Source organism: Salmonella sp. 741265073_HBA (assembly GCF_046569105.1).
In the GTDB taxonomy this organism is placed as follows: domain Bacteria; phylum Pseudomonadota; class Gammaproteobacteria; order Enterobacterales; family Enterobacteriaceae; genus Salmonella; species Salmonella enterica.
On the sequence record NZ_JBKFRY010000007.1, the window covers coordinates 156,408 to 176,191 of the forward strand.

16 protein-coding genes and 1 riboswitch are annotated in these 19,784 nt (G+C 54.8%); of the genes, 11 read left to right on the forward strand and 5 right to left on the reverse strand.

Features of this window, described 5'->3' with window-relative positions:
* The first annotated feature begins 5 nt into the window (after window positions 1-5).
* Window positions 6-611: a 3-isopropylmalate dehydratase small subunit gene (gene leuD, locus ACLD3P_RS12115; RefSeq protein ID WP_000818265.1), complete on the forward strand. Its 606-nt coding sequence runs from the start codon at window positions 6-8 to the stop codon at window positions 609-611.
* Between the two features lie 53 nt (window positions 612-664).
* Here the strand turns inward: leuD and ACLD3P_RS12120 are convergent, their stop codons facing one another.
* Window positions 665-946 (reverse strand): DUF5339 family protein, encoded by a 282-nt coding sequence (locus ACLD3P_RS12120; protein WP_000755258.1) that lies wholly within the window; start codon window positions 944-946, stop codon window positions 665-667.
* Between the two features lie 318 nt (window positions 947-1,264).
* On the reverse strand, window positions 1,265-1,387 hold the full coding sequence (gene sgrT / locus ACLD3P_RS12125) for a glucose uptake inhibitor SgrT (RefSeq protein WP_000553886.1): 123 nt from the start codon (window positions 1,385-1,387) through the stop codon (window positions 1,265-1,267).
* A 92-nt stretch (window positions 1,388-1,479) separates the two neighbouring features.
* Here sgrT and sgrR point away from each other — a divergent pair, with 92 nt between their 5' ends.
* The 4 genes from sgrR to thiQ all read left to right on the forward strand — a co-directional run bounded on the left by sgrR (window position 1,480) and on the right by thiQ (window position 6,576).
* Window positions 1,480-3,138 carry an HTH-type transcriptional regulator SgrR gene (sgrR, locus tag ACLD3P_RS12130; protein WP_001726866.1) on the forward strand — a complete coding sequence of 553 codons (1,659 nt, stop codon included), beginning with the start codon at window positions 1,480-1,482 and terminating at the stop codon, window positions 3,136-3,138.
* Between the two features lie 46 nt (window positions 3,139-3,184).
* Window positions 3,185-3,284, forward strand: a riboswitch (TPP riboswitch).
* A gap of 31 nt (window positions 3,285-3,315) precedes the next feature.
* Window positions 3,316-4,299 carry a thiamine ABC transporter substrate binding subunit gene (thiB, locus tag ACLD3P_RS12135; RefSeq protein WP_000915326.1) on the forward strand — a complete coding sequence of 328 codons (984 nt, stop codon included), beginning with the start codon at window positions 3,316-3,318 and terminating at the stop codon, window positions 4,297-4,299.
* Entirely contained in the window at window positions 4,275-5,885 is a 1,611-nt protein-coding gene (gene thiP / locus ACLD3P_RS12140; protein WP_088524213.1) for a thiamine/thiamine pyrophosphate ABC transporter permease ThiP, read from the forward strand. Before thiB ends, thiP begins: the two co-directional genes overlap by 25 nt.
* Window positions 5,869-6,576, forward strand: a complete 708-nt coding sequence (gene thiQ / locus ACLD3P_RS12145) for a thiamine ABC transporter ATP-binding protein ThiQ (protein ID WP_131046605.1) — start codon at window positions 5,869-5,871, stop codon at window positions 6,574-6,576. Before thiP ends, thiQ begins: the two co-directional genes overlap by 17 nt.
* 38 nt (window positions 6,577-6,614) lie before the next feature.
* Here thiQ and ACLD3P_RS12150 read toward each other — a convergent pair whose 3' ends face one another.
* Both ACLD3P_RS12150 and araC read right to left on the reverse strand, forming a co-directional pair.
* Window positions 6,615-7,382 carry a DedA family protein gene (locus tag ACLD3P_RS12150; protein ID WP_131046606.1) on the reverse strand — a complete coding sequence of 256 codons (768 nt, stop codon included), beginning with the start codon at window positions 7,380-7,382 and terminating at the stop codon, window positions 6,615-6,617.
* Between the two features lie 118 nt (window positions 7,383-7,500).
* Entirely contained in the window at window positions 7,501-8,346 is an 846-nt protein-coding gene (gene araC / locus ACLD3P_RS12155) for an arabinose operon transcriptional regulator AraC (RefSeq protein WP_000852385.1), read from the reverse strand.
* 340 nt (window positions 8,347-8,686) lie between these two features.
* Between araC and araB the strand changes: the two genes are divergently transcribed.
* The 3 genes from araB to araD all read left to right on the forward strand — a co-directional run bounded on the left by araB (window position 8,687) and on the right by araD (window position 12,745).
* Entirely contained in the window at window positions 8,687-10,396 is a 1,710-nt protein-coding gene (araB, locus tag ACLD3P_RS12160) for a ribulokinase (RefSeq protein ID WP_131046607.1), read from the forward strand.
* 10 nt (window positions 10,397-10,406) lie between these two features.
* Window positions 10,407-11,909, forward strand: a complete 1,503-nt coding sequence (araA, locus tag ACLD3P_RS12165) for an L-arabinose isomerase (protein WP_063808746.1) — start codon at window positions 10,407-10,409, stop codon at window positions 11,907-11,909.
* A gap of 140 nt (window positions 11,910-12,049) precedes the next feature.
* Window positions 12,050-12,745: an L-ribulose-5-phosphate 4-epimerase gene (gene araD / locus ACLD3P_RS12170; RefSeq protein ID WP_411006449.1), complete on the forward strand. Its 696-nt coding sequence runs from the start codon at window positions 12,050-12,052 to the stop codon at window positions 12,743-12,745.
* Window positions 12,746-12,750: 5 nt separating this feature from the next.
* On the opposite strand, the gene ACLD3P_RS12175 is transcribed toward araD, so the two are convergent.
* Window positions 12,751-13,170, reverse strand: coding sequence for a DUF4751 family protein (locus tag ACLD3P_RS12175; RefSeq protein WP_097361980.1), 420 nt, complete (start codon window positions 13,168-13,170; stop codon window positions 12,751-12,753).
* 517 nt (window positions 13,171-13,687) lie between these two features.
* On the opposite strand from ACLD3P_RS12175, the gene ACLD3P_RS12180 reads away from it, so the two are divergent.
* The 3 genes from ACLD3P_RS12180 to rapA all read left to right on the forward strand — a co-directional run bounded on the left by ACLD3P_RS12180 (window position 13,688) and on the right by rapA (window position 19,783).
* Complete coding sequence (locus ACLD3P_RS12180) at window positions 13,688-14,308, forward strand: YdcF family protein (RefSeq protein ID WP_131046608.1); 621 nt, start codon at window positions 13,688-13,690, stop codon at window positions 14,306-14,308.
* A 43-nt stretch (window positions 14,309-14,351) separates the two neighbouring features.
* Window positions 14,352-16,703, forward strand: a complete 2,352-nt coding sequence (polB, locus tag ACLD3P_RS12185; RefSeq protein ID WP_023228074.1) for a DNA polymerase II — start codon at window positions 14,352-14,354, stop codon at window positions 16,701-16,703.
* Between the two features lie 173 nt (window positions 16,704-16,876).
* On the forward strand, window positions 16,877-19,783 hold the full coding sequence (gene rapA / locus ACLD3P_RS12190; RefSeq protein ID WP_001116966.1) for an RNA polymerase-associated protein RapA: 2,907 nt from the start codon (window positions 16,877-16,879) through the stop codon (window positions 19,781-19,783).
* Window position 19,784 lies beyond the last annotated feature (1 nt).

A 19,784-nucleotide genomic window follows, 5' to 3' on the forward strand; every position in this document is an offset into this window, starting at 1 on the left:
CTACCATGGCAGAGAAATTTACCCAGCATACCGGCCTGGTTGTCCCACTGGATGCCGCCAACGTCGATACCGATGCAATTATCCCTAAACAGTTTTTGCAGAAGGTTACGCGTACCGGTTTTGGCGCCCATCTGTTTAACGACTGGCGTTTCCTGGACGAAAAGGGTCAACAGCCAAATCCGGAATTCGTACTGAACTTTCCGGAATATCAAGGCGCGTCGATACTGTTGGCGCGGGAAAACTTTGGCTGCGGCTCGTCACGCGAGCACGCGCCGTGGGCGCTGACCGACTACGGCTTTAAAGTGGTAATCGCGCCAAGCTTCGCCGACATCTTCTACGGCAACAGTTTCAATAACCAACTGCTGCCGGTAACCCTGAGCGACGCACAGGTCGATGAGCTGTTTGCTCTGGTGAAAGCCAATCCGGGGATTCATTTTGAAGTGGATCTGGAAGCACAGGTGGTGAAAGCAGGCGATAAGACCTACAGCTTTAAAATCGACGACTTCCGCCGCCACTGCATGTTGAACGGTCTGGACAGCATCGGGCTGACGCTGCAGCACGAAGACGCGATTGCCGAGTACGAAGACAAGCAGCCTGAGTTTATGCGTTGATACCAAAACGACCAGCAATAAGCGATACTCATCGCTTATTGCTGGTATCTATCTTATTTTAATCCCAGAGCCTGTTTAATCTGAACCATTGACGCCAGAGCCTGCTTACACGCAGCATCCTGGTCGGATGCAGCTACAGTTTCCAACTGTTTTTTTGACGCTTCGAGTTGAGGCTTCATCGCGTCAAATTGCTGTTTTGCCTGTTCACTCGTTGCTGCAGCCTGCTCAACCAGGGCATCAATATCATTAAAATATTGCTGACAACTTTCAGCCATTGCCGCGAAAGAGGAGTTGGACATAGCAAAAAGCGCTGCAAGCAAAAAAACCTTTTTCATTATCATTCCTTTGTACTAAACACGTTAAAGCACCATGCGATAACGCGTATAAGATTAGCGATGATAAAAATAAAAAAAGTCTGTTTCAGTACCATGCAAAATGGCGCTTGTCACGCAACATTACACGTCTTTTACTCGCCCGGTCATCACCTGCGTGACCACAGAAACCGCCGTATAAATCCCGTTGAGACGCCGTCCCATCGTCGTCATCCAGAAACAGCCGAAATAAAAAAAGCCAGCAGGTATTATCTGCTGGCGGGTGATTTTAGGCTATCGCCTACACCAATACTCAGTCACACATGATGTCTGCAATTGGCTTCAATCGGTCGCCTCCCACTGCATCAGTTCCGCGAGCATTTTTAAGCGCTGCGGCGCGCTCAGGCAAGCCAGCCAGGACGTTTTTTCCGTCGCGGCAAAATATCTCAACCAGAACTGGTGCATAGTGACCTCTTCCTCTTGCTTCATCGAAAGATATTATTGGCCTAATATAGGGATAATAAAATTGCTGAGTTTTTCATCGGAGTTCCCCTTTTATGCCCTCAGGTCGCCTGCAACAACAATTTATCCGTCTCTGGCAATGTTGTGACGGTAAAACGCAAGACACCACGCTTAATGAGCTGGCGGATCTGCTGAACTGTTCGCGTCGCCATATGCGTACGCTGCTAAATACGATGCAGGCGCGCGGTTGGCTAACATGGGAAGCCGAAGTTGGGCGCGGAAAGCGTTCGCGTCTGACGTTCCTGTATACCGGACTGGCGCTGCAACAGCAGCGGGCGGAAGACCTGCTGGAACAAGATCGAATCGATCAACTGGTACAACTGGTCGGCGATAAAAGCGCTGTCAGGCAAATGCTGATTTCCCATCTGGGACGCAGCTTCCGCCAGGGGCGGCATATTCTGCGGGTTCTTTACTATCGTCCGATGCATAATCTCCTGCCGGGAACCGCATTACGTCGCTCGGAAACCCATATTGCCCGGCAAATTTTCAGTTCGCTCACGCGGGTAAATGAGGAAAACGGGGAACTGGAAGCGGACATTGCGCACCACTGGCAGCAAATTTCCCCTTTACTGTGGCGCTTCTACCTGCGCCCCGGCATTCATTTTCATCATGGCCGCGAGCTGGAGATGGAAGATGTCATCGCCTCGCTGACGCGTATCAATACGCTTCCGCTTTACTCGCACATCACAAAGATAGACTCCCCTACCGCGTGGACGCTGGATATTCATCTTTCCCAGCCGGATCGCTGGTTGCCGTGGCTGCTGGGCCAGGTCCCGGCGATGATTTTGCCGCGGGAGTGGGAAACGCTGGCTAATTTCGCCAGCCACCCTATCGGCACCGGGCCTTATGCCGTGCGGCGTAATACGCCGAACCAACTCAAGATACTCGCCTTTGATGATTACTTCGGCTATCGGGCGTTGATAGACGAAGTGAACGTCTGGGTACTGCCGGATATCAGTGAAGAACCGGCCTGCGGCTTGATGCTGGAAGGGCCGATACAAGGCGGTGAAAAAGCGATAGAAAGCCGACTGGAAGAGGGGTGCTATTACCTGCTATTCGACGCCAGAACGCCGCGCGGCGCGCATCCGCAGGTCAGAGAATGGGTAAGCCACGTCCTCTCCCCCACCAATTTACTCTATCATGCCGATGAACCGCTACAGCAGCTCTGGTTCCCGGCCTATGGGCTTTTACCGCGCTGGCATCACGCCCGTCCAGGCCCGGGCGAAAAACCCGCCGGTCTGGAAACCCTCACGCTGACCTTCTATCGCGAACACATTGAGCACCGGGTTATCGCCCGTATCATGAGCGCGCTTCTGGCTGAACATCAGGTGCATCTGCATATTCAGGAGATCGACTACGATCAATGGCACGCCGGCGAGATCGAAAGCGATATCTGGCTCAATAGCGCTAACTTTACGCTGCCGCTGGATTTCTCGCTGTTCGCGCACTTGTGCGAAGTACCGCTCTTGCAGAACTGCATTCCGCGCGACTGGCAGGACGACGCCGCGCAGTGGCGCGCTGGCGAGATGAACCTGGCGAACTGGTGCCAGCAACTGCTGGTCAACAAAGCGATTGTGCCGTTGATCCACCACTGGCTGATTATCCAGGGACAACGCAGTATGCGCGGGCTGCGCATGAATACCCTCGGCTGGTTTGATTTTAAATCGGCGTGGTTTGCGCCGCCAGATCCTTAACGCCAGCTCTTGATTGCTGCCCGGCAACAAAATCACTACACTAACGCCGAACTCAACGGGGTGCCGCGCTCATGCGCGCGCTGAGAAAATACCCGTCGAACCTGATCCGGATAATGCCGGCGAAGGGATTTGAGGCTACCTCTCAAGTCCTTTGCCACTCTTTAACTGAGGTGCAAAGTGTTAAAAAAATATCTTCCGCTTTTACTCCTGTGCGCGGCGCCTGCTTTCGCCAAACCCGTTCTCACCGTCTATACCTACGACTCGTTCGCCGCCGACTGGGGGCCAGGCCCGGCGGTGAAAAAAGCGTTTGAAGCCGATTGCAACTGCGAGCTGAAACTGGTGGCGCTGGAGGATGGCGTTTCACTGCTCAACCGCCTGCGGATGGAGGGGAAGAACAGCAAAGCCGATGTGGTGTTGGGGCTGGACAACAATCTGCTGGAAGCGGCCACGCAAACTAAACTCTTTGCCAAAAGCGGCGTGGCGAATGAGGCGGTCAAGGTGCCCGGCGGCTGGAAAAACGACACATTTGTGCCGTTCGATTACGGCTATTTCGCCTTTGTCTACGATAAAAGTAAGCTGAAAAATCCGCCGAAAAGCCTGAAAGAACTGGTCGAGAGCGATCAAAAATGGCGGGTGATTTATCAGGACCCGCGTACCAGTACGCCAGGGCTGGGACTGTTACTGTGGATGCGCAAAGTCTATGGCGATAACGCACCGCAGGCCTGGCAAAAACTGGCGGCCAAAACGGTGACGGTGACGAAAGGCTGGAGCGAGGCCTACGGTTTATTTCTGAAAGGTGAAAGCGATTTGGTGCTCAGTTACACCACCTCTCCGGCGTATCACATTATTGAAGAGAAGAAGGACAATTACGCCGCCGCGAACTTCAGCGAAGGCCATTACTTACAGGTAGAAGTCGCGGCGCGTACCGTCGCCAGTAAGCAGCCGGAACTGGCTGAGAAATTCCTCAAATTTATGGTTTCTCCGGCGTTTCAGAACGCCATACCCACCGGCAACTGGATGTACCCGGTAGCGGACGTCGCCTTACCAGCAGGGTTTGAATCATTGGCAAAACCCGCCACAACGCTGGAATTCACGCCGCAACAAGTGGCAGCACAACGCCAGGCATGGATTAGCGAATGGCAACGCGCCGTCAGCCGTTAATTCCCGGCTGGCTGATTCCGGGACTGTGCGCCGCCGCGCTGATGATAACCGTCTCGCTGGCGGCCTTTCTGGCGCTTTGGCTGAACGCGCCGTCGGGCGCGTGGTCGACAATCTGGCGGGATAGCTACCTGTGGCATGTGGTGCGCTTCTCATTCTGGCAGGCGTTTCTGTCCGCAGTGCTGTCTGTGGTCCCGGCGGTTTTTCTCGCCCGCGCGCTTTATCGACGCCGTTTTCCTGGGCGTCTGGCGCTGCTGCGTCTGTGCGCCATGACGCTGATTCTGCCGGTACTGGTTGCCGTGTTCGGCATTCTTAGCGTGTATGGCCGTCAGGGCTGGCTGGCCTCGCTGTGGCAGATGCTGGGGCTTCAGTGGACATTCTCCCCCTACGGCTTGCAGGGCATTTTACTGGCGCACGTCTTTTTTAACCTGCCAATGGCGAGCCGTTTGTTGCTGCAATCTTTGGAAAGCATTCCCGGCGAGCAGCGCCAGCTCGCCGCCCAGCTCGGTATGCGCGGCTGGCATTTTTTCCGTTTTGTCGAATGGCCGTGGCTGCGCCGCCAAATTCCGCCCGTCGCGGCGCTGATTTTTATGCTCTGCTTCGCCAGTTTCGCAACGGTTCTGTCGCTCGGCGGCGGCCCGCAGGCCACCACTATCGAGCTGGCTATCTTTCAGGCGCTCAGTTATGACTACGATCCTGCCCGCGCGGCGATGCTGGCATTAATCCAGATGGTCTGCTGCCTGGCGCTGGTACTGCTAAGCCAACGGTTGAGCAAAGCGATTGCGCCGGGGATGACTCTGACGCAGGGCTGGCGCGATCCTGACGATCGTCTCCACAGCCGTCTGACGGACGCCTTATTAATCGTGCTGGCGCTGCTGCTGCTGCTTCCGCCGCTGGTCGCCGTGGTGATCGATGGCGTCAACCGCAGCCTGCCGGAGGTGCTGGCGCAACCCATTCTGTGGCAGGCTGTCTGGACATCGCTACGCATTGCGCTGGCGGCGGGCGTTCTGTGTGTGGTGCTGACCATGATGCTGCTGTGGAGTAGCCGCGAGCTACGCCAACGCCAGCAACTATTCGCCGGACAAACGCTGGAACTCAGCGGGATGTTGATCCTCGCGATGCCGGGGATCGTGCTGGCGACAGGCTTCTTTTTACTGCTCAATAACAGCGTTGGCTTACCGGAATCCGCCGACGGCATCGTGATTTTCACCAATGCGCTGATGGCAATCCCCTACGCGCTAAAAGTCCTGGAAAACCCAATGCGCGATATTACCGCCCGTTATGGAATGCTGTGCCAGTCATTAGGAATTGAAGGCTGGTCGCGGTTAAAGGTCGTGGAACTGCGGGCGCTGAAACGTCCGCTGGCGCAGGCGCTGGCGTTTGCCTGCGTACTTTCTATCGGTGATTTTGGCGTCGTCGCGCTTTTCGGCAATGACAATTTCCGCACGCTGCCGTTTTATCTGTATCAGCAGATCGGCTCCTACCGCAGCCAGGACGGCGCGGTGACCGCGCTGATACTATTGCTGCTCTGCTTTACGTTATTTACCCTCATAGAGAAACTACCGGGCCGACATGCTAAAACTGATTGATATCACCTGGCTTTACCATCATTTGCCGATGCGTTTTACGCTGGCGGTAGAACGCGGCGAGCAGGTGGCGATTCTTGGCCCCAGCGGCGCGGGGAAAAGCACGTTGTTGAATTTAATTGCCGGTTTTCTTGCGCCTGCCAGCGGTACGCTACTGATTGCCGGCGAAGATCATACGCTTACGCCGCCCTCACGCCGTCCGGTCTCAATGCTGTTTCAGGAGAATAATTTATTCAGCCATCTGAATGTGCAGCAAAATATCGGTCTGGGGCTAAACCCCGGGTTAACGCTCAACGCCAGCCAGCGGGAAAAACGGGACGCTATCGCACGTCAGATGGGCATTGAGAGTCTGATGGCGCGTTTGCCGGGCGAACTGTCCGGCGGCCAGCGTCAGCGGGTAGCGCTGGCGCGCTGCCTGGTACGTGAACAGCCGGTGCTGCTGCTGGATGAACCGTTCTCCGCGCTCGATCCCGCGCTGCGTCAGGAGATGCTGACGTTGGTCAGCGATATCTGCCGCGAGCGACAGCTCACGCTGTTGATGGTCTCGCACAGCGTGGAAGATGCGGCGCGAATTGCGTCCCGGTCAATCGTCGTGGCCGACGGACGCATTGCGTGGCAAGGCAAAACAGACGAGCTACTAAGCGGTCAAGTCAGCGCCTCAGCGCTATTGGGCATCAAATCCCATATTTTGTAGGCCGGATAAGGCGAAGCCGCCATCCGGCAAATGAATCGTTAGTAACCCACAACTTTGCGCAGAATATCGATATATATCGGCATCAGCGGGTGGCGAACCAGCACCACCAGCGCGACCACGCCGATCCCGAGCGTCAACGGCGCCAGATACAGCAAACGGCTGCGGGGGAAATACGCGGTTAAACGATCGACTGCCGCTTTGCCGCTGCGCCACAGCCGCCAGCATAGCCAGCCTCCGACCCACAGCAGCAACGCCGTCGCCAGCAGCAGCCATTTGAAATCTCCGCTCTGCATATCGGAAGGAATATCGATTGCCGCTCCCGCCAGAATGCCCGGCAGGAAATAAAACGGCGGCCACAGCAAACAGCCAATCAAGTTCGGCCCAATAAATTTCGCCACGGGAAGATCCAGCATCCCTGCCACCATCGGCACCAGCGGCCTCGTCGGACCGACAAAACGTCCGACCAGGATCGTGAACATACTGTGCTGATGCAGCGCGTGTTCGGTTTTATCCAGCAGCGACTTGTTCTTTTTCATAAAAGACCAGCGGTGTAGCGGCTTTTTAAAGCGCCACCCCAGCCAGAACGAAATCCAGTCGCCCATCAGACAGCCGATAATACCCACCAGCCAGGCATGCCAAAAATTGAGCTCGCCGCTGCCGATAAGCGCGCCCAGCCCCGCCATCAGTACCGTGCCGGGTAAAATCAACCCCACCAGCGCCAGCGATTCCAGGAAGGCGACCAGCAACACGGCGATAAGCGAATACAGAGTGGATTGGGTGATAAAGTGTTCCAGCAGTGCTTGCATAGTGTGTCCGTCAGCGTGATGAAGCAGGGATTCTGCTTACCCCGTCCCCCTTCGTCAAGCCGTCAATTATCCGAATAGTTACGGCTTATGACATCTTTGTGGACACATCATTCACTTTTTATTCACATCCGGCCCTGAACTCGCTAGGACTTGCCCCGGTGCATTTTTTAAATACCCGCGAAAAATAGAGCTGATCGTCAAATCCAACATTGCGCCCAACGGACGCTATCGGCATTCGCGTAGTGCTAAGCAGAAGTTTCGCCTGGCTGATACGCTGATCTTCGCGCCAGCTCAATACGCTAATGCCTAACTGCTGGCGGAACAGATGCGATAACCGGGAGGGCGACAGGCAGACATGCTGGGCGACGCTGGCGATATCAAAATGACTGTCTGCCAGATGGTCGCTGATATACTGGCAGGCATCGCGCACACGGCTATCCATCGGCGGGTGCAACGACTCATTAATTACCGCCATACGTCTGAGCAACAACTGCTCCAGCAGATTGATCGCCAGTAGCTCAGAATAGCGGCCTTCCCCTTGCCCAGCGCTGATGATCTGCCCGAACAGTTCGCTGAAATGCGGCTGGCGCGCCTCGTCCGGGCGGAAAAATCCTGTCTGGGCAAAGATTGTCGGCCAGGTCAGCCACTCCTGCCAGTAGGCGCGAGGCCGGAAATAAACCCACTGGTGATACCACTCGCTGGCGTCCGGATGCCGTCCATAGTGATGAATCTCGCCCGGCGGAAACAATAATATATCGCCAGGCCGACAGACAAACTGCTCGCCATTATTATTAATGACGCCCTCTCCGCGGATGGTCAGGTTAAGAATATATCCCTTCATGCCCAACGGACGATCGATAAAAAAATCCAGATATCCATTCGCTTCAATTGGCGTCAGTCCGGCGACCAGATGGGCATTAAATGAATATCCCGGCAATAGCGGATCATTTTGCGTTTCAGCCATGATTTCTCTACCCCCCGATGTTCAGAGAAGAAACAAATTGTCCATATTGACCAGGACAACAGAGCTTACGTCTCCGCAAGACCTTGCGCTTGATGAAAGCACGTATCAACCCCGCTTGTGAAAAGCGCTTTGTAACAAAAGCGTACAGTTCAGGCGATAAAATTAAGTAACAGAAGTGTCTATAACTATGGCTGGAATGTCCACATTGAATATTTGCACAGCGTCACACTTTACAAAGCATTAGCATTTTTGTCCATAAGATTAGCGGATCCTGCCTGACGGTTTTTGCCGCGACTCTCTACTGTTTCTCCATACCTGTTTTTCTGGATGGAGTAAGACGATGGCAATTGCAATTGGCCTCGATTTTGGCAGTGATTCAGTGCGCGCTCTGGCAGTGGACTGCGCCACCGGCGACGAGATCGCCACCAGCGTAGAGTGGTATCCGCGCTGGCAAGAAGGCCGTTATTGCGACGGCCCGAACAACCAGTTCCGTCATCATCCGCGCGACTACATGGAGTCAATGGAGGCCGCGCTGAAAGCCGTTCTGGCACAATTAAGCGCCGCGCAACGCGCAAATGTCGTTGGCATTGGCGTTGACAGCACCGGCTCTACGCCAGCGCCGATTGACGCCGACGGTAACGTCCTGGCGCTGCGTCCGGAGTTCGCCGAGAACCCGAATGCAATGTTTGTGCTGTGGAAAGATCACACCGCGGTGGAAGAGGCCGACGAAATCACTCGTCTGTGCCATAAGCCAGGTAAGGTCGACTACTCCCGCTATATTGGCGGCATTTACTCCAGCGAATGGTTCTGGGCGAAGATTCTGCACGTCACCCGTCAGGATAGCGCCGTCGCGCAGGCCGCCGTCTCGTGGATTGAGCTGTGTGACTGGGTGCCGGCGCTGCTTTCCGGCACCACTCGCCCGCAGGATATCCGCCGTGGCCGCTGCAGCGCCGGGCACAAAACGCTGTGGCATGAAAGCTGGGGCGGCCTGCCACCCGCGAGCTTCTTTGATGAACTCGATCCGTGCATTAACCGTCATCTGCGCTACCCGTTATTTAGCGAAACCTTCACCGCCGATCTGCCCGTGGGCACCCTGTGCGCCGAATGGGCGCAGCGCCTCGGCTTGCCGGAAAGCGTAGTGATTTCCGGCGGCGCGTTCGACTGTCACATGGGCGCGGTCGGCGCGGGCGCGCAGCCCAATACGCTGGTAAAAGTCATCGGCACGTCTACCTGCGACATTCTGATTGCGGATAAACAGAGCGTCGGGGATCGCGCCGTGAAAGGCATTTGCGGTCAGGTTGATGGCAGCGTGGTGCCGAACTTTATCGGTCTGGAAGCGGGGCAATCTGCTTTCGGCGACATCTACGCCTGGTTTAGCCGCGTGTTGAGCTGGCCGCTGGAACAACTTGCCGCGCAGCACCCGGAACTGAAAACCCAGATTAACGCCAGCCAGAAGCAGCTACTGCCAGCGCTCACCGACGCCTGGGCGAAAAATCCGTCCCTGGATCACCTGCCGGTGGTGCTCGACTGGTTTAACGGTCGCCGCACGCCAAACGCTAATCAGCGTCTGAAAGGCGTCATTACCGATCTCAATCTCGCCACCGACGCGCCAGCGCTGTTTGGTGGTCTGGTCGCCTCGACCGCCTTCGGCGCGCGCGCCATTCAGGAGTGTTTTACCGATCAGGGTATCGCGGTCAATAACGTGATGGCGCTTGGCGGCATCGCCCGTAAAAATCAGGTCATTATGCAGGTCTGCTGCGACGTACTGAATCGTCCGTTGCAGATCGTCGCTTCCGACCAGTGCTGCGCATTAGGCGCCGCTATCTTTGCCGCCGTCGCTGCGAAGGTCCATGCCGATATTCCTGCCGCCCAGCAAAGCATGGCGAGCGCGGTAGAACGCACTCTGCGCCCCCGCTCTGAACAGGCGCAACGCCTCGAACAGCTTTACCGCCGCTACCAGCAGTGGGCGCTAAGCGCAGAACAACATTATCTTCCGACTGCCGCGCCGGCGCCAACGACCCCGGCCAATCAGGCAATCCTGACTCATTAAGGACACGACAATGACGATTTTTGATAATTATGAAGTATGGTTTGTGATTGGCAGCCAGCATTTGTATGGCGCAGAAACCCTGCGTCAGGTCACTCAACATGCCGAGCATGTGGTCAACGCGCTGAATACCGAAGCCAAACTGCCATGTAAACTGGTATTAAAACCGCTGGGCACCTCGCCGGATGAGATTACCGCCATTTGTCGTGACGCCAATTATGACGATCGCTGCGCAGGGCTGGTGGTCTGGCTGCACACCTTCTCCCCGGCCAAAATGTGGATCAACGGGCTGAGTATCCTTAACAAACCACTACTGCAATTCCATACCCAATTTAACGCCGCCCTGCCGTGGGACAGCATCGATATGGACTTTATGAACCTGAACCAGACTGCGCACGGCGGCCGCGAGTTCGGCTTCATCGGTGCGCGGATGCGCCAGCAGCACGCGGTCGTCACTGGCCACTGGCAGGATAAAGAGGCCCATACGCGTATCGGCGCCTGGATGCGCCAGGCGGTCTCTAAACAGGATACCCGCCAGCTAAAAGTCTGCCGCTTCGGCGACAATATGCGTGAAGTCGCAGTGACTGACGGTGATAAAGTGGCCGCGCAAATCAAATTTGGCTTTTCGGTCAATACCTGGGCGGTCGGCGATCTGGTGCAGGTGGTGAACGCCATCAGCGACGGCGATATCAACGCTCTGATTGACGAGTATGAAAGCAGCTATACCCTGACGCCCGCCACCCAGATCCACGGCGATAAACGCCAGAACGTGCGGGAAGCGGCGCGTATTGAACTCGGTATGAAGCGTTTCCTGGAACAGGGCGGCTTCCACGCATTCACTACTACCTTTGAAGATTTACACGGTCTGAAACAGCTTCCGGGTCTGGCCGTACAGCGTCTTATGCAACAGGGCTACGGCTTTGCGGGCGAAGGCGACTGGAAAACCGCCGCTCTGCTTCGCATTATGAAAGTGATGTCAACCGGTCTGCAGGGCGGCACCTCATTTATGGAGGATTACACCTACCACTTCGAGAAAGGCAACGATCTGGTGCTCGGCTCGCACATGCTGGAGGTGTGTCCGTCCATCGCGGTGGAAGAGAAACCGATCCTCGACGTCCAGCACCTCGGCATTGGCGGCAAGGAAGATCCGGCGCGTTTGATTTTCAATACCCAAACCGGCCCGGCGATCGTCGCCAGCCTGATCGACCTCGGCGATCGTTATCGCCTGCTGGTCAACTGCATTGACACCGTAAAAACGCCGCACTCCCTGCCGAAACTACCGGTGGCTAACGCGCTGTGGAAGGCGCAGCCGGATCTGCCGACCGCCTCCGAAGCGTGGATTCTGGCTGGCGGCGCGCACCATACCGTCTTCAGCCACGCGCTGGATCTGAACGATATGCGCCAGTTTGCAGAAATACACGATATCGAAATCGCGGTAATTGATAACGATACCCGTCTGCCAGCCTTTAAGGACGCGCTGCGCTGGAATGAAGTGTATTACGGGTTCAAACGTTAATTGGTGAAACGGATTGCCCGGCGGCACTGCATTTACCGGGCCTACGGTCCTGTAGGCCGAATAAGGCATTAGTGTCGCCATCCGGCACACCGTCGCTCGTAGGCCGGATAAGCGAAGCGCCATCCGGCAGGGAGAAAACAATGTTAGAAGATCTCAAACGCCAGGTACTGGAAGCCAATCTGGCGCTGCCAAAACACAACCTGGTCACCCTCACCTGGGGTAACGTCAGCGCCGTCGATCGCGAACGCGGCGTACTGGTGATTAAGCCGTCCGGCGTCGATTATAGCGTCATGACCGCTGACGATATGGTGGTGGTCAGTCTGGAGACCGGTGAAGTCGTTGAAGGTCATAAGAAACCGTCGTCCGATACGCCAACCCACCGTTTGTTATATCAGGCATTTCCGACTATCGGCGGCATCGTACACACCCATTCGCGCCACGCGACTATCTGGGCGCAGGCGGGTCAGCCGATTCCGGCGACGGGAACCACCCATGCCGACTATTTCTACGGTACGATCCCCTGCACTCGCAAAATGACCGAAGCGGAAATTAATGGCGAGTATGAATGGGAAACGGGCAATGTCATTGTTGAAACCTTTGAAAAACAATGCATTAACGCTGCTCAAATGCCCGGCGTGCTTGTCCATTCGCACGGCCCGTTTGCCTGGGGTAAAAATGCCGAGGATGCAGTGCATAACGCCATCGTGCTGGAAGAAGTGGCCTATATGGGGATCTTCTGCCGCCAGCTTGCGCCGCAGTTGCCCGACATGCAGCAATCCCTTCTGGATAAACACTATCTACGCAAACACGGCGCAAAAGCCTATTACGGGCAGTAATGCCTCTAAAAACGCGTCCCATTGGGGGCGCGTTGATGAGTCTGGTCGGTGATATATTCAGCAAATGCGCTTTGATAGACGTAATTATCAGAACTCACATATTCAATAATATTATCATAATGTCCCTGCAACACTTTTCCTTCCAGCGCATGGAAGAAAATATAATCTTCGATTGTTGACTGCCAGCGTTGCCCATTTAACAGATAATTAATAATGGTATCCCGATGCCCGTTTTTTCTGTCGTGTCCTTGCCAGTGAAAAAAAGCATTGCCGTTTTCAATAATTTCGGTACGCCAAATCTGATCTGTCCATGTTTTATACTCAAAAAATCGACTCACGGTTTTTATGGAAGGGTTAGCGCGTTGAGTATTGACGAAAAGATAACGTTCGTTCCCTACCGGACACGCCTGCATATTCACATTCATAAAAGATAATTCCCGAATACCACACATTTTGATAAAAACACCCGCACCTGAAAGTCAAAATAAAATTATATTCTAAAATAAAAATTAAATTATGCAGAGAGTTCCCGACGAATTCGCACTGTAATCCATTTTTATTTAACCATAGCGGCCAATTGGAATATTATATTTCTACCTGACGGTGCGGATGTTTCAAATGAAATTCTTACACTTTTCATTAATTAAAACAAACAAAAAATATCGCTTTTTTGTTAATCCGAGAAATAAGTAACAGATTCGAGCAAGCACTATTCTGAAAAATACTGAATGTATGGAAACAGACTTGACACAAAACAACCAACCTATGGATAAAAATTGTAAATAAACATGATTCAAAATTAGCAGTTATAGGATAATTATATCAGCTGTCTACACCGATACCATTATATTGATAAATATACGTCAGCAAAAATATCTGACGCTAAAAGTTCTTTTATCGTTAAAATATCCATTACACCCGTCATGGGGAACGAACTCATTCATGAAATATCGCTACATCACCAGAATCGCGGCAGGCATAATTCTCATTATGGCTACGGTGTTTATCCATAACGCTATCGCTATTTATCAGTTCAGTCAGCAAAACCAGACGCGCGTAGCTGACTGCGCGATTGTCGCAGGAGCAGGCGTTAGCGGAAAAACGCCTTCTCCCGTTTTTCAGGCCAGACTGGATCATGCCATCTGGCTTTACCAACAACACATTGTCCGCGCGTTGGTATTAACCGGCGGCTACGGCGCTGGCGCAACGGTTTCCGACGCGGCGATAGCCCGTCAACACGTTCTGGAAAAAGGGATTCCGGCTAAGGCGATTTTTATTGAAGAGCGCTCTACCGTGACGCGCGAAAATATTCGTTACACAAAACAGATACTGCGACAACAACAATGGCGCACAGCATTACTGGTCAGCGATCCGCTGCATATGCTGCGTCTGAAAACTATCGCTCAGGATAATGGTATCGATAGCCGCTCATCACCCACGCGATCCACCCGCTATAAATCCTGGTGGGCGAAAACCCGCTTCTTACTGCGAGAAACTTTTTATTACAGCGGATATCGGCTTTTACGTTATATGCCTGTACAAAATAACAGTATCACCCCCTAAAACAGGTTATAATTAGCGTGAATTTTTTAGACAGGTAATCATCGTGGCGCAGGCAGGTTTCATTTTAACCCGGCACTGGCGGGATACGCCGCAAGGAACGGAGGTCTCTTTCTGGCTGGCGACAGACAACGGCCCTGTGCAGGCGACGCTGGCACCGCAGGAATCCGTGGCGTTTATTCCGACCAGCCAGACCTCCCGCGCCGCCTCGCTGCTACAGGCGGAAAAAGACTATCGCCTGACGCCGCTCCAGCTGCGAGACTTTCATCGTCAGCCGGTATCCGGTCTGTATTGCCGCACTCACCGCCAGCTTATGCGGATGGAGAAACTGCTGCGCGAAAACGGCGTCACCGTTTATGAAGCGGATGTACGCCCGCCGGAACGTTACCTGATGGAGCGTTTTATTACGTCGCCCGTTTGGGTAGACGGCGAGATGCGCAACGGCGTTATCCGCAATGCGCGTCTTAAACCCCACCCCGACTATCGACCGCCGCTAAAATGGGTCTCGCTGGATATCGAAACCACGCGACACGGCGAACTGTATTGCATTGGTCTGGAAGGCTGCGGCCAGCGTACCGTTTATATGCTGGGTCCGGCGAATGGCGATGACCGCCAACTGGACTTCGAGCTTGTGTATGTCGCCAGCCGCCCGCAGTTGCTGGAAAAACTCAACGCCTGGTTTGCCGAACATGATCCTGACGTCATCATCGGCTGGAACGTGGTGCAGTTCGACCTGCGTATGCTGCAAAAACATGCCGAACGCTACCGTATCCCTTTACGGCTGGGGCGAGACAATAGCGAACTGGAGTGGCGCGAACATGGCTTCAAAAACGGCGTTTTTTTCGCCCAGGCCAGAGGGCGAGTCATTATCGATGGTATCGACGCGCTTAAATCCGCGTTCTGGAATTTTTCGTCTTTTTCGCTGGAAGCCGTCTCGCAGGAACTGCTCGGCGAAGGAAAATCCATTGATAATCCCTGGGATCGTATGGATGAGATCGATCGTCGCTTTGCCCAGGATAAACCCGCCCTCGCCACCTACAACCTGAAAGACTGCGAGCTGGTCACGCGCATTTTCCATAAAACCGAGATCATGCCGTTTTTGCTGGAACGCGCGACGATCAACGGCCTGCCGGTCGATCGCCACGGCGGTTCGGTCGCCGCATTCGGGCATCTTTACTTTCCGCGAATGCACCGCGCCGGCTATGTCGCGCCCAATCTCGGCGAAGTGCCGCCGCTGGCAAGTCCCGGCGGCTACGTAATGGATTCACAACCCGGATTATACGATTCAGTACTGGTGCTGGATTATAAAAGCCTGTACCCGTCGATTATCCGCACGTTTTTGATTGATCCCGTCGGGCTGGTCGAAGGCATGGCGCAGCCGGATCCGGAACACAGTACCGAAGGTTTCCTTGACGCCTGGTTTTCACGAGAAAAGCACTGCCTGCCGGAAATTGTTAGCCAAATCTGGCACGGGCGCGATGAAGCCAAACGTCAGGGCAATAAACCGCTCTCGCAGGCGCTTAAAATCATTATGAACGCCTTTTATGGCGTACTCGGCACCACGGCCTGTCGCTTTTTCGATCCCCGTCTGGCGTCGTCAATCACCATGCGCGGCCATGCGATTATGCGCCAGACCAAAGCGCTGATTGAGGCGCAAGGTTATAACGTAATTTATGGCGATACCGATTCCACTTTCGTCTGGCTCCGGCGTGCGCATTCAGAAGCCGACGCGGCGGAAATCGGGCACAGGCTGGTGCGTCACGTGAACGAATGGTGGGCGCAGACGTTACAACAGCAAAATTTGACCAGCGCGCTGGAGCTGGAGTTTGAAACCCACTTTTGCCGTTTTCTGATGCCGACCATCCGCGGCGCGGATACTGGCAGTAAAAAACGCTACGCGGGCCTGATTCAGGAAGGCGACAGCCAGCGCATGGTATTTAAAGGTCTGGAAACGGTGCGGACCGACTGGACGCCGCTGGCGCAGCGCTTTCAACAGGAGCTGTATCTGCGCGTTTTTCGCAATGAACCTTATCAAGACTATGTGCGTGAGACTATCGATAAACTGATGGCGGGCGAACTGGACGCGCAGTTGGTTTATCGTAAGCGTCTGCGTCGCCCTTTACATGAGTACCAACGTAACGTTCCGCCGCACGTTCGCGCCGCCCGGCTGGCGGATGAACAAAACCTGAAGCAGGGTCGTCCGGCGCAGTATCAGAATCGCGGCGCCATAAAATATGTCTGGACTGTTAACGGCCCCGAGCCCGTGGATTACCAGCAGTCGCCGCTGGATTACGAACACTATCTTACCCGCCAGCTACAACCCGTGGCGGAAGGAATTCTTCCCTTCGTTGAAGATAATTTTGCTACACTACTGACCGGGCAACTGGGGTTATTTTGACGCGTGACGAAAGCGCCGCCTTCCAGTACCATAGCGCCCTTTCCATTCCTGGACCTAATTAACGCCACTACCACATTAGCCTGGTAGCGGGGTCGTATACTCGCAATTATCCAGTGCTGTCGCCTGGGAATGGCGAGTAATGCCTGCAATTAAAGATATAGAGCCGAACACATATGCCTTTTACACTTGGTCAACGCTGGATCAGCGATACAGAAAGCGAGCTGGGACTTGGAACCGTTGTTGCGATGGATGCGCGAACCGTCACCTTACTTTTCCCGTCCACGGGGGAAAACCGCCTGTATGCGCGCAGTGATTCTCCCGTGACCCGCGTCATGTTCAACCCTGGCGATACGATTACAAGCCATGAAGGCTGGCAGCTACATATCGATGAAGTAAAAGAAGAAAATGGCCTGCTTGTTTATGTCGGCACCCGCCTGGATACCGAAGAGACCAATGTGACGTTGCGCGAAGTTCTGCTCGACAGCAAGTTGGTTTTCAGTAAGCCCCAGGATCGTCTGTTCGCCGGTCAAATCGATCGAATGGATCGGTTCGCGCTGCGCTATCGCGCCCGTAAATTTCAGAGCGAGCAGTACCGGATGCCATACAGCGGCCTGCGCGGTCAGCGGACCAATCTGATCCCGCATCAGCTTAATATCGCTCATGATGTGGGTCGTCGCCACGCGCCGCGCGTACTGCTGGCGGATGAAGTGGGCTTAGGTAAAACCATTGAAGCCGGGATGATTCTGCATCAACAGTTATTATCCGGCGCGGCGGAACGCGTATTGATCATCGTTCCGGAAACCCTGCAACACCAGTGGCTGGTAGAAATGCTGCGCCGTTTCAACCTGCGCTTCGCGCTGTTCGATGACGAACGCTATACCGAAGCGCAACACGACGCGTATAACCCGTTTGAAACCGAACAACTGGTGATCTGCTCGCTGGATTTCGCCCGCCGTAATAAGCAGCGTCTGGAACATTTGTGCGACGCCGAGTGGGATTTGCTGGTGGTCGACGAAGCGCATCATCTGGTGTGGAGTACCGATGCGCCGAGCCGTGAATATATGGCCATCGAACAGTTAGCTGAACGCGTACCGGGCGTGCTGCTGCTGACCGCCACGCCAGAACAGCTGGGGATGGAAAGCCATTTCGCCCGTCTGCGCCTGCTCGATCCGAACCGTTTCCACGATTTCGAACAGTTTGTCGAAGAACAGAAAAACTACCGCCCTGTCGCCGATGCGGTGGCCATGCTGCTGGCGGGCAATAAACTCAGCAACGACGAACTGAACAGGCTGGGCGATCTGATCGGCGAACAGGATATTGAACCGCTGTTGCAGGCCGCTAATAGCGATCGCGACGACGCGCAGGCCGCCCGTGATGAGCTGGTGTCGATGCTGATGGATCGCCACGGCACCAGCCGCGTTCTGTTCCGCAACACCCGTAACGGCGTCAAGGGGTTCCCGAAACGTGAACTGCATACGGTAAAACTGCCGCTGCCGACCCAGTATCAGACCGCCATTAAGGTCTCCGGCATTATGGGCGCGCGTAAAAGCGCGGAAGATCGCGCCCGCGATATGCTCTATCCGGAACAAATTTATCAGGAGTTCGAAGGCGATACCGGCACCTGGTGGAACTTCGACCCACGCGTTGAGTGGCTGATGGGCTATCTGACCAGCCATCGTTCGCAAAAAGTGCTGGTGATCTGCGCTAAGGCGACCACCGCGTTACAGCTGGAGCAGGTGCTGCGCGAACGCGAAGGCATCCGCGCCGCCGTGTTCCATGAGGGCATGTCGATTATCGAACGCGATCGCGCCGCCGCCTGGTTCGCCGAAGAAGATACCGGCGCGCAGGTGCTGTTATGTTCCGAAATCGGCTCCGAAGGACGTAACTTCCAGTTTGCCAGCAATCTGGTGATGTTCGACTTGCCGTTTAACCCGGATCTGCTGGAACAGCGTATTGGTCGTCTGGATCGTATCGGCCAGGCGCATGATATCCAGATCCACGTCCCGTACCTGGAAAAAACCGCCCAGTCGGTGCTGGTTCGCTGGTATCACGAAGGGCTGGACGCCTTTGAGCACACCTGCCCGACCGGTCGCGCGATTTATGATTCAGCCTACGCCAGTCTGATTAACTATCTGGCCGCGCCTGAAGAAACCGACGGGTTTGACGATCTGATCAAATCCTGCCGCGAACAGCATGAAGCGCTAAAAGCCCAGTTAGAACAGGGCCGCGACCGCCTGCTGGAGATCCACTCCAACGGCGGAGAAAAAGCCCAACAGCTCGCACAAAGCATTGAAGAACAGGACGACGACACCAACCTGATCGCGTTCGCCATGAACCTGTTCGATATCGTCGGCATTAACCAGGACGATCGCGGCGACAATCTGATCGTGCTGACGCCGTCTGACCACATGTTGGTGCCGGATTTCCCCGGCCTGCCGGAAGACGGCTGTACTATCACGTTTGAACGTGACGTAGCCCTGTCTCGCGAAGATGCGCAGTTTATTACCTGGGAACATCCGCTCATCCGTAACGGACTGGATCTGATCCTCTCCGGCGATACCGGCAGCAGCACCATTTCGCTGTTGAAAAATAAAGCGCTGCCAGTCGGCACGCTGCTGGTCGAACTGGTTTACGTCGTGGAAGCGCAGGCGCCGAAACAGCTACAACTGAACCGCTTCCTGCCGCCGACGCCGGTACGTATGCTGTTAGATAAAAACGGCAACAATCTGGCCGCCCAGGTCGAGTTTGAAACCTTCAACCGTCAACTCAGCGCCGTGAATCGCCACACCGGCAGCAAACTGGTGAACGCCGTGCAACAGGACGTCCACGCCATTTTGCAACTGGGCGAGACGCAGATTGAAAAGTCCGCCAGAGCGCTGATTGATAACGCGCGTCGCGAGGCGGATGAAAAACTGTCCGGGGAACTGTCGCGTCTGGAAGCGCTGCGCGCCGTCAACCCGAACATCCGCGACGACGAACTTGCCGCTATCGACAGCAACCGTCAGCAGGTGCTGGAAAGCCTGAATCAGGCAGGCTGGCGTCTGGACGCGCTGCGTCTTATCGTCGTCACGCACCAATAAC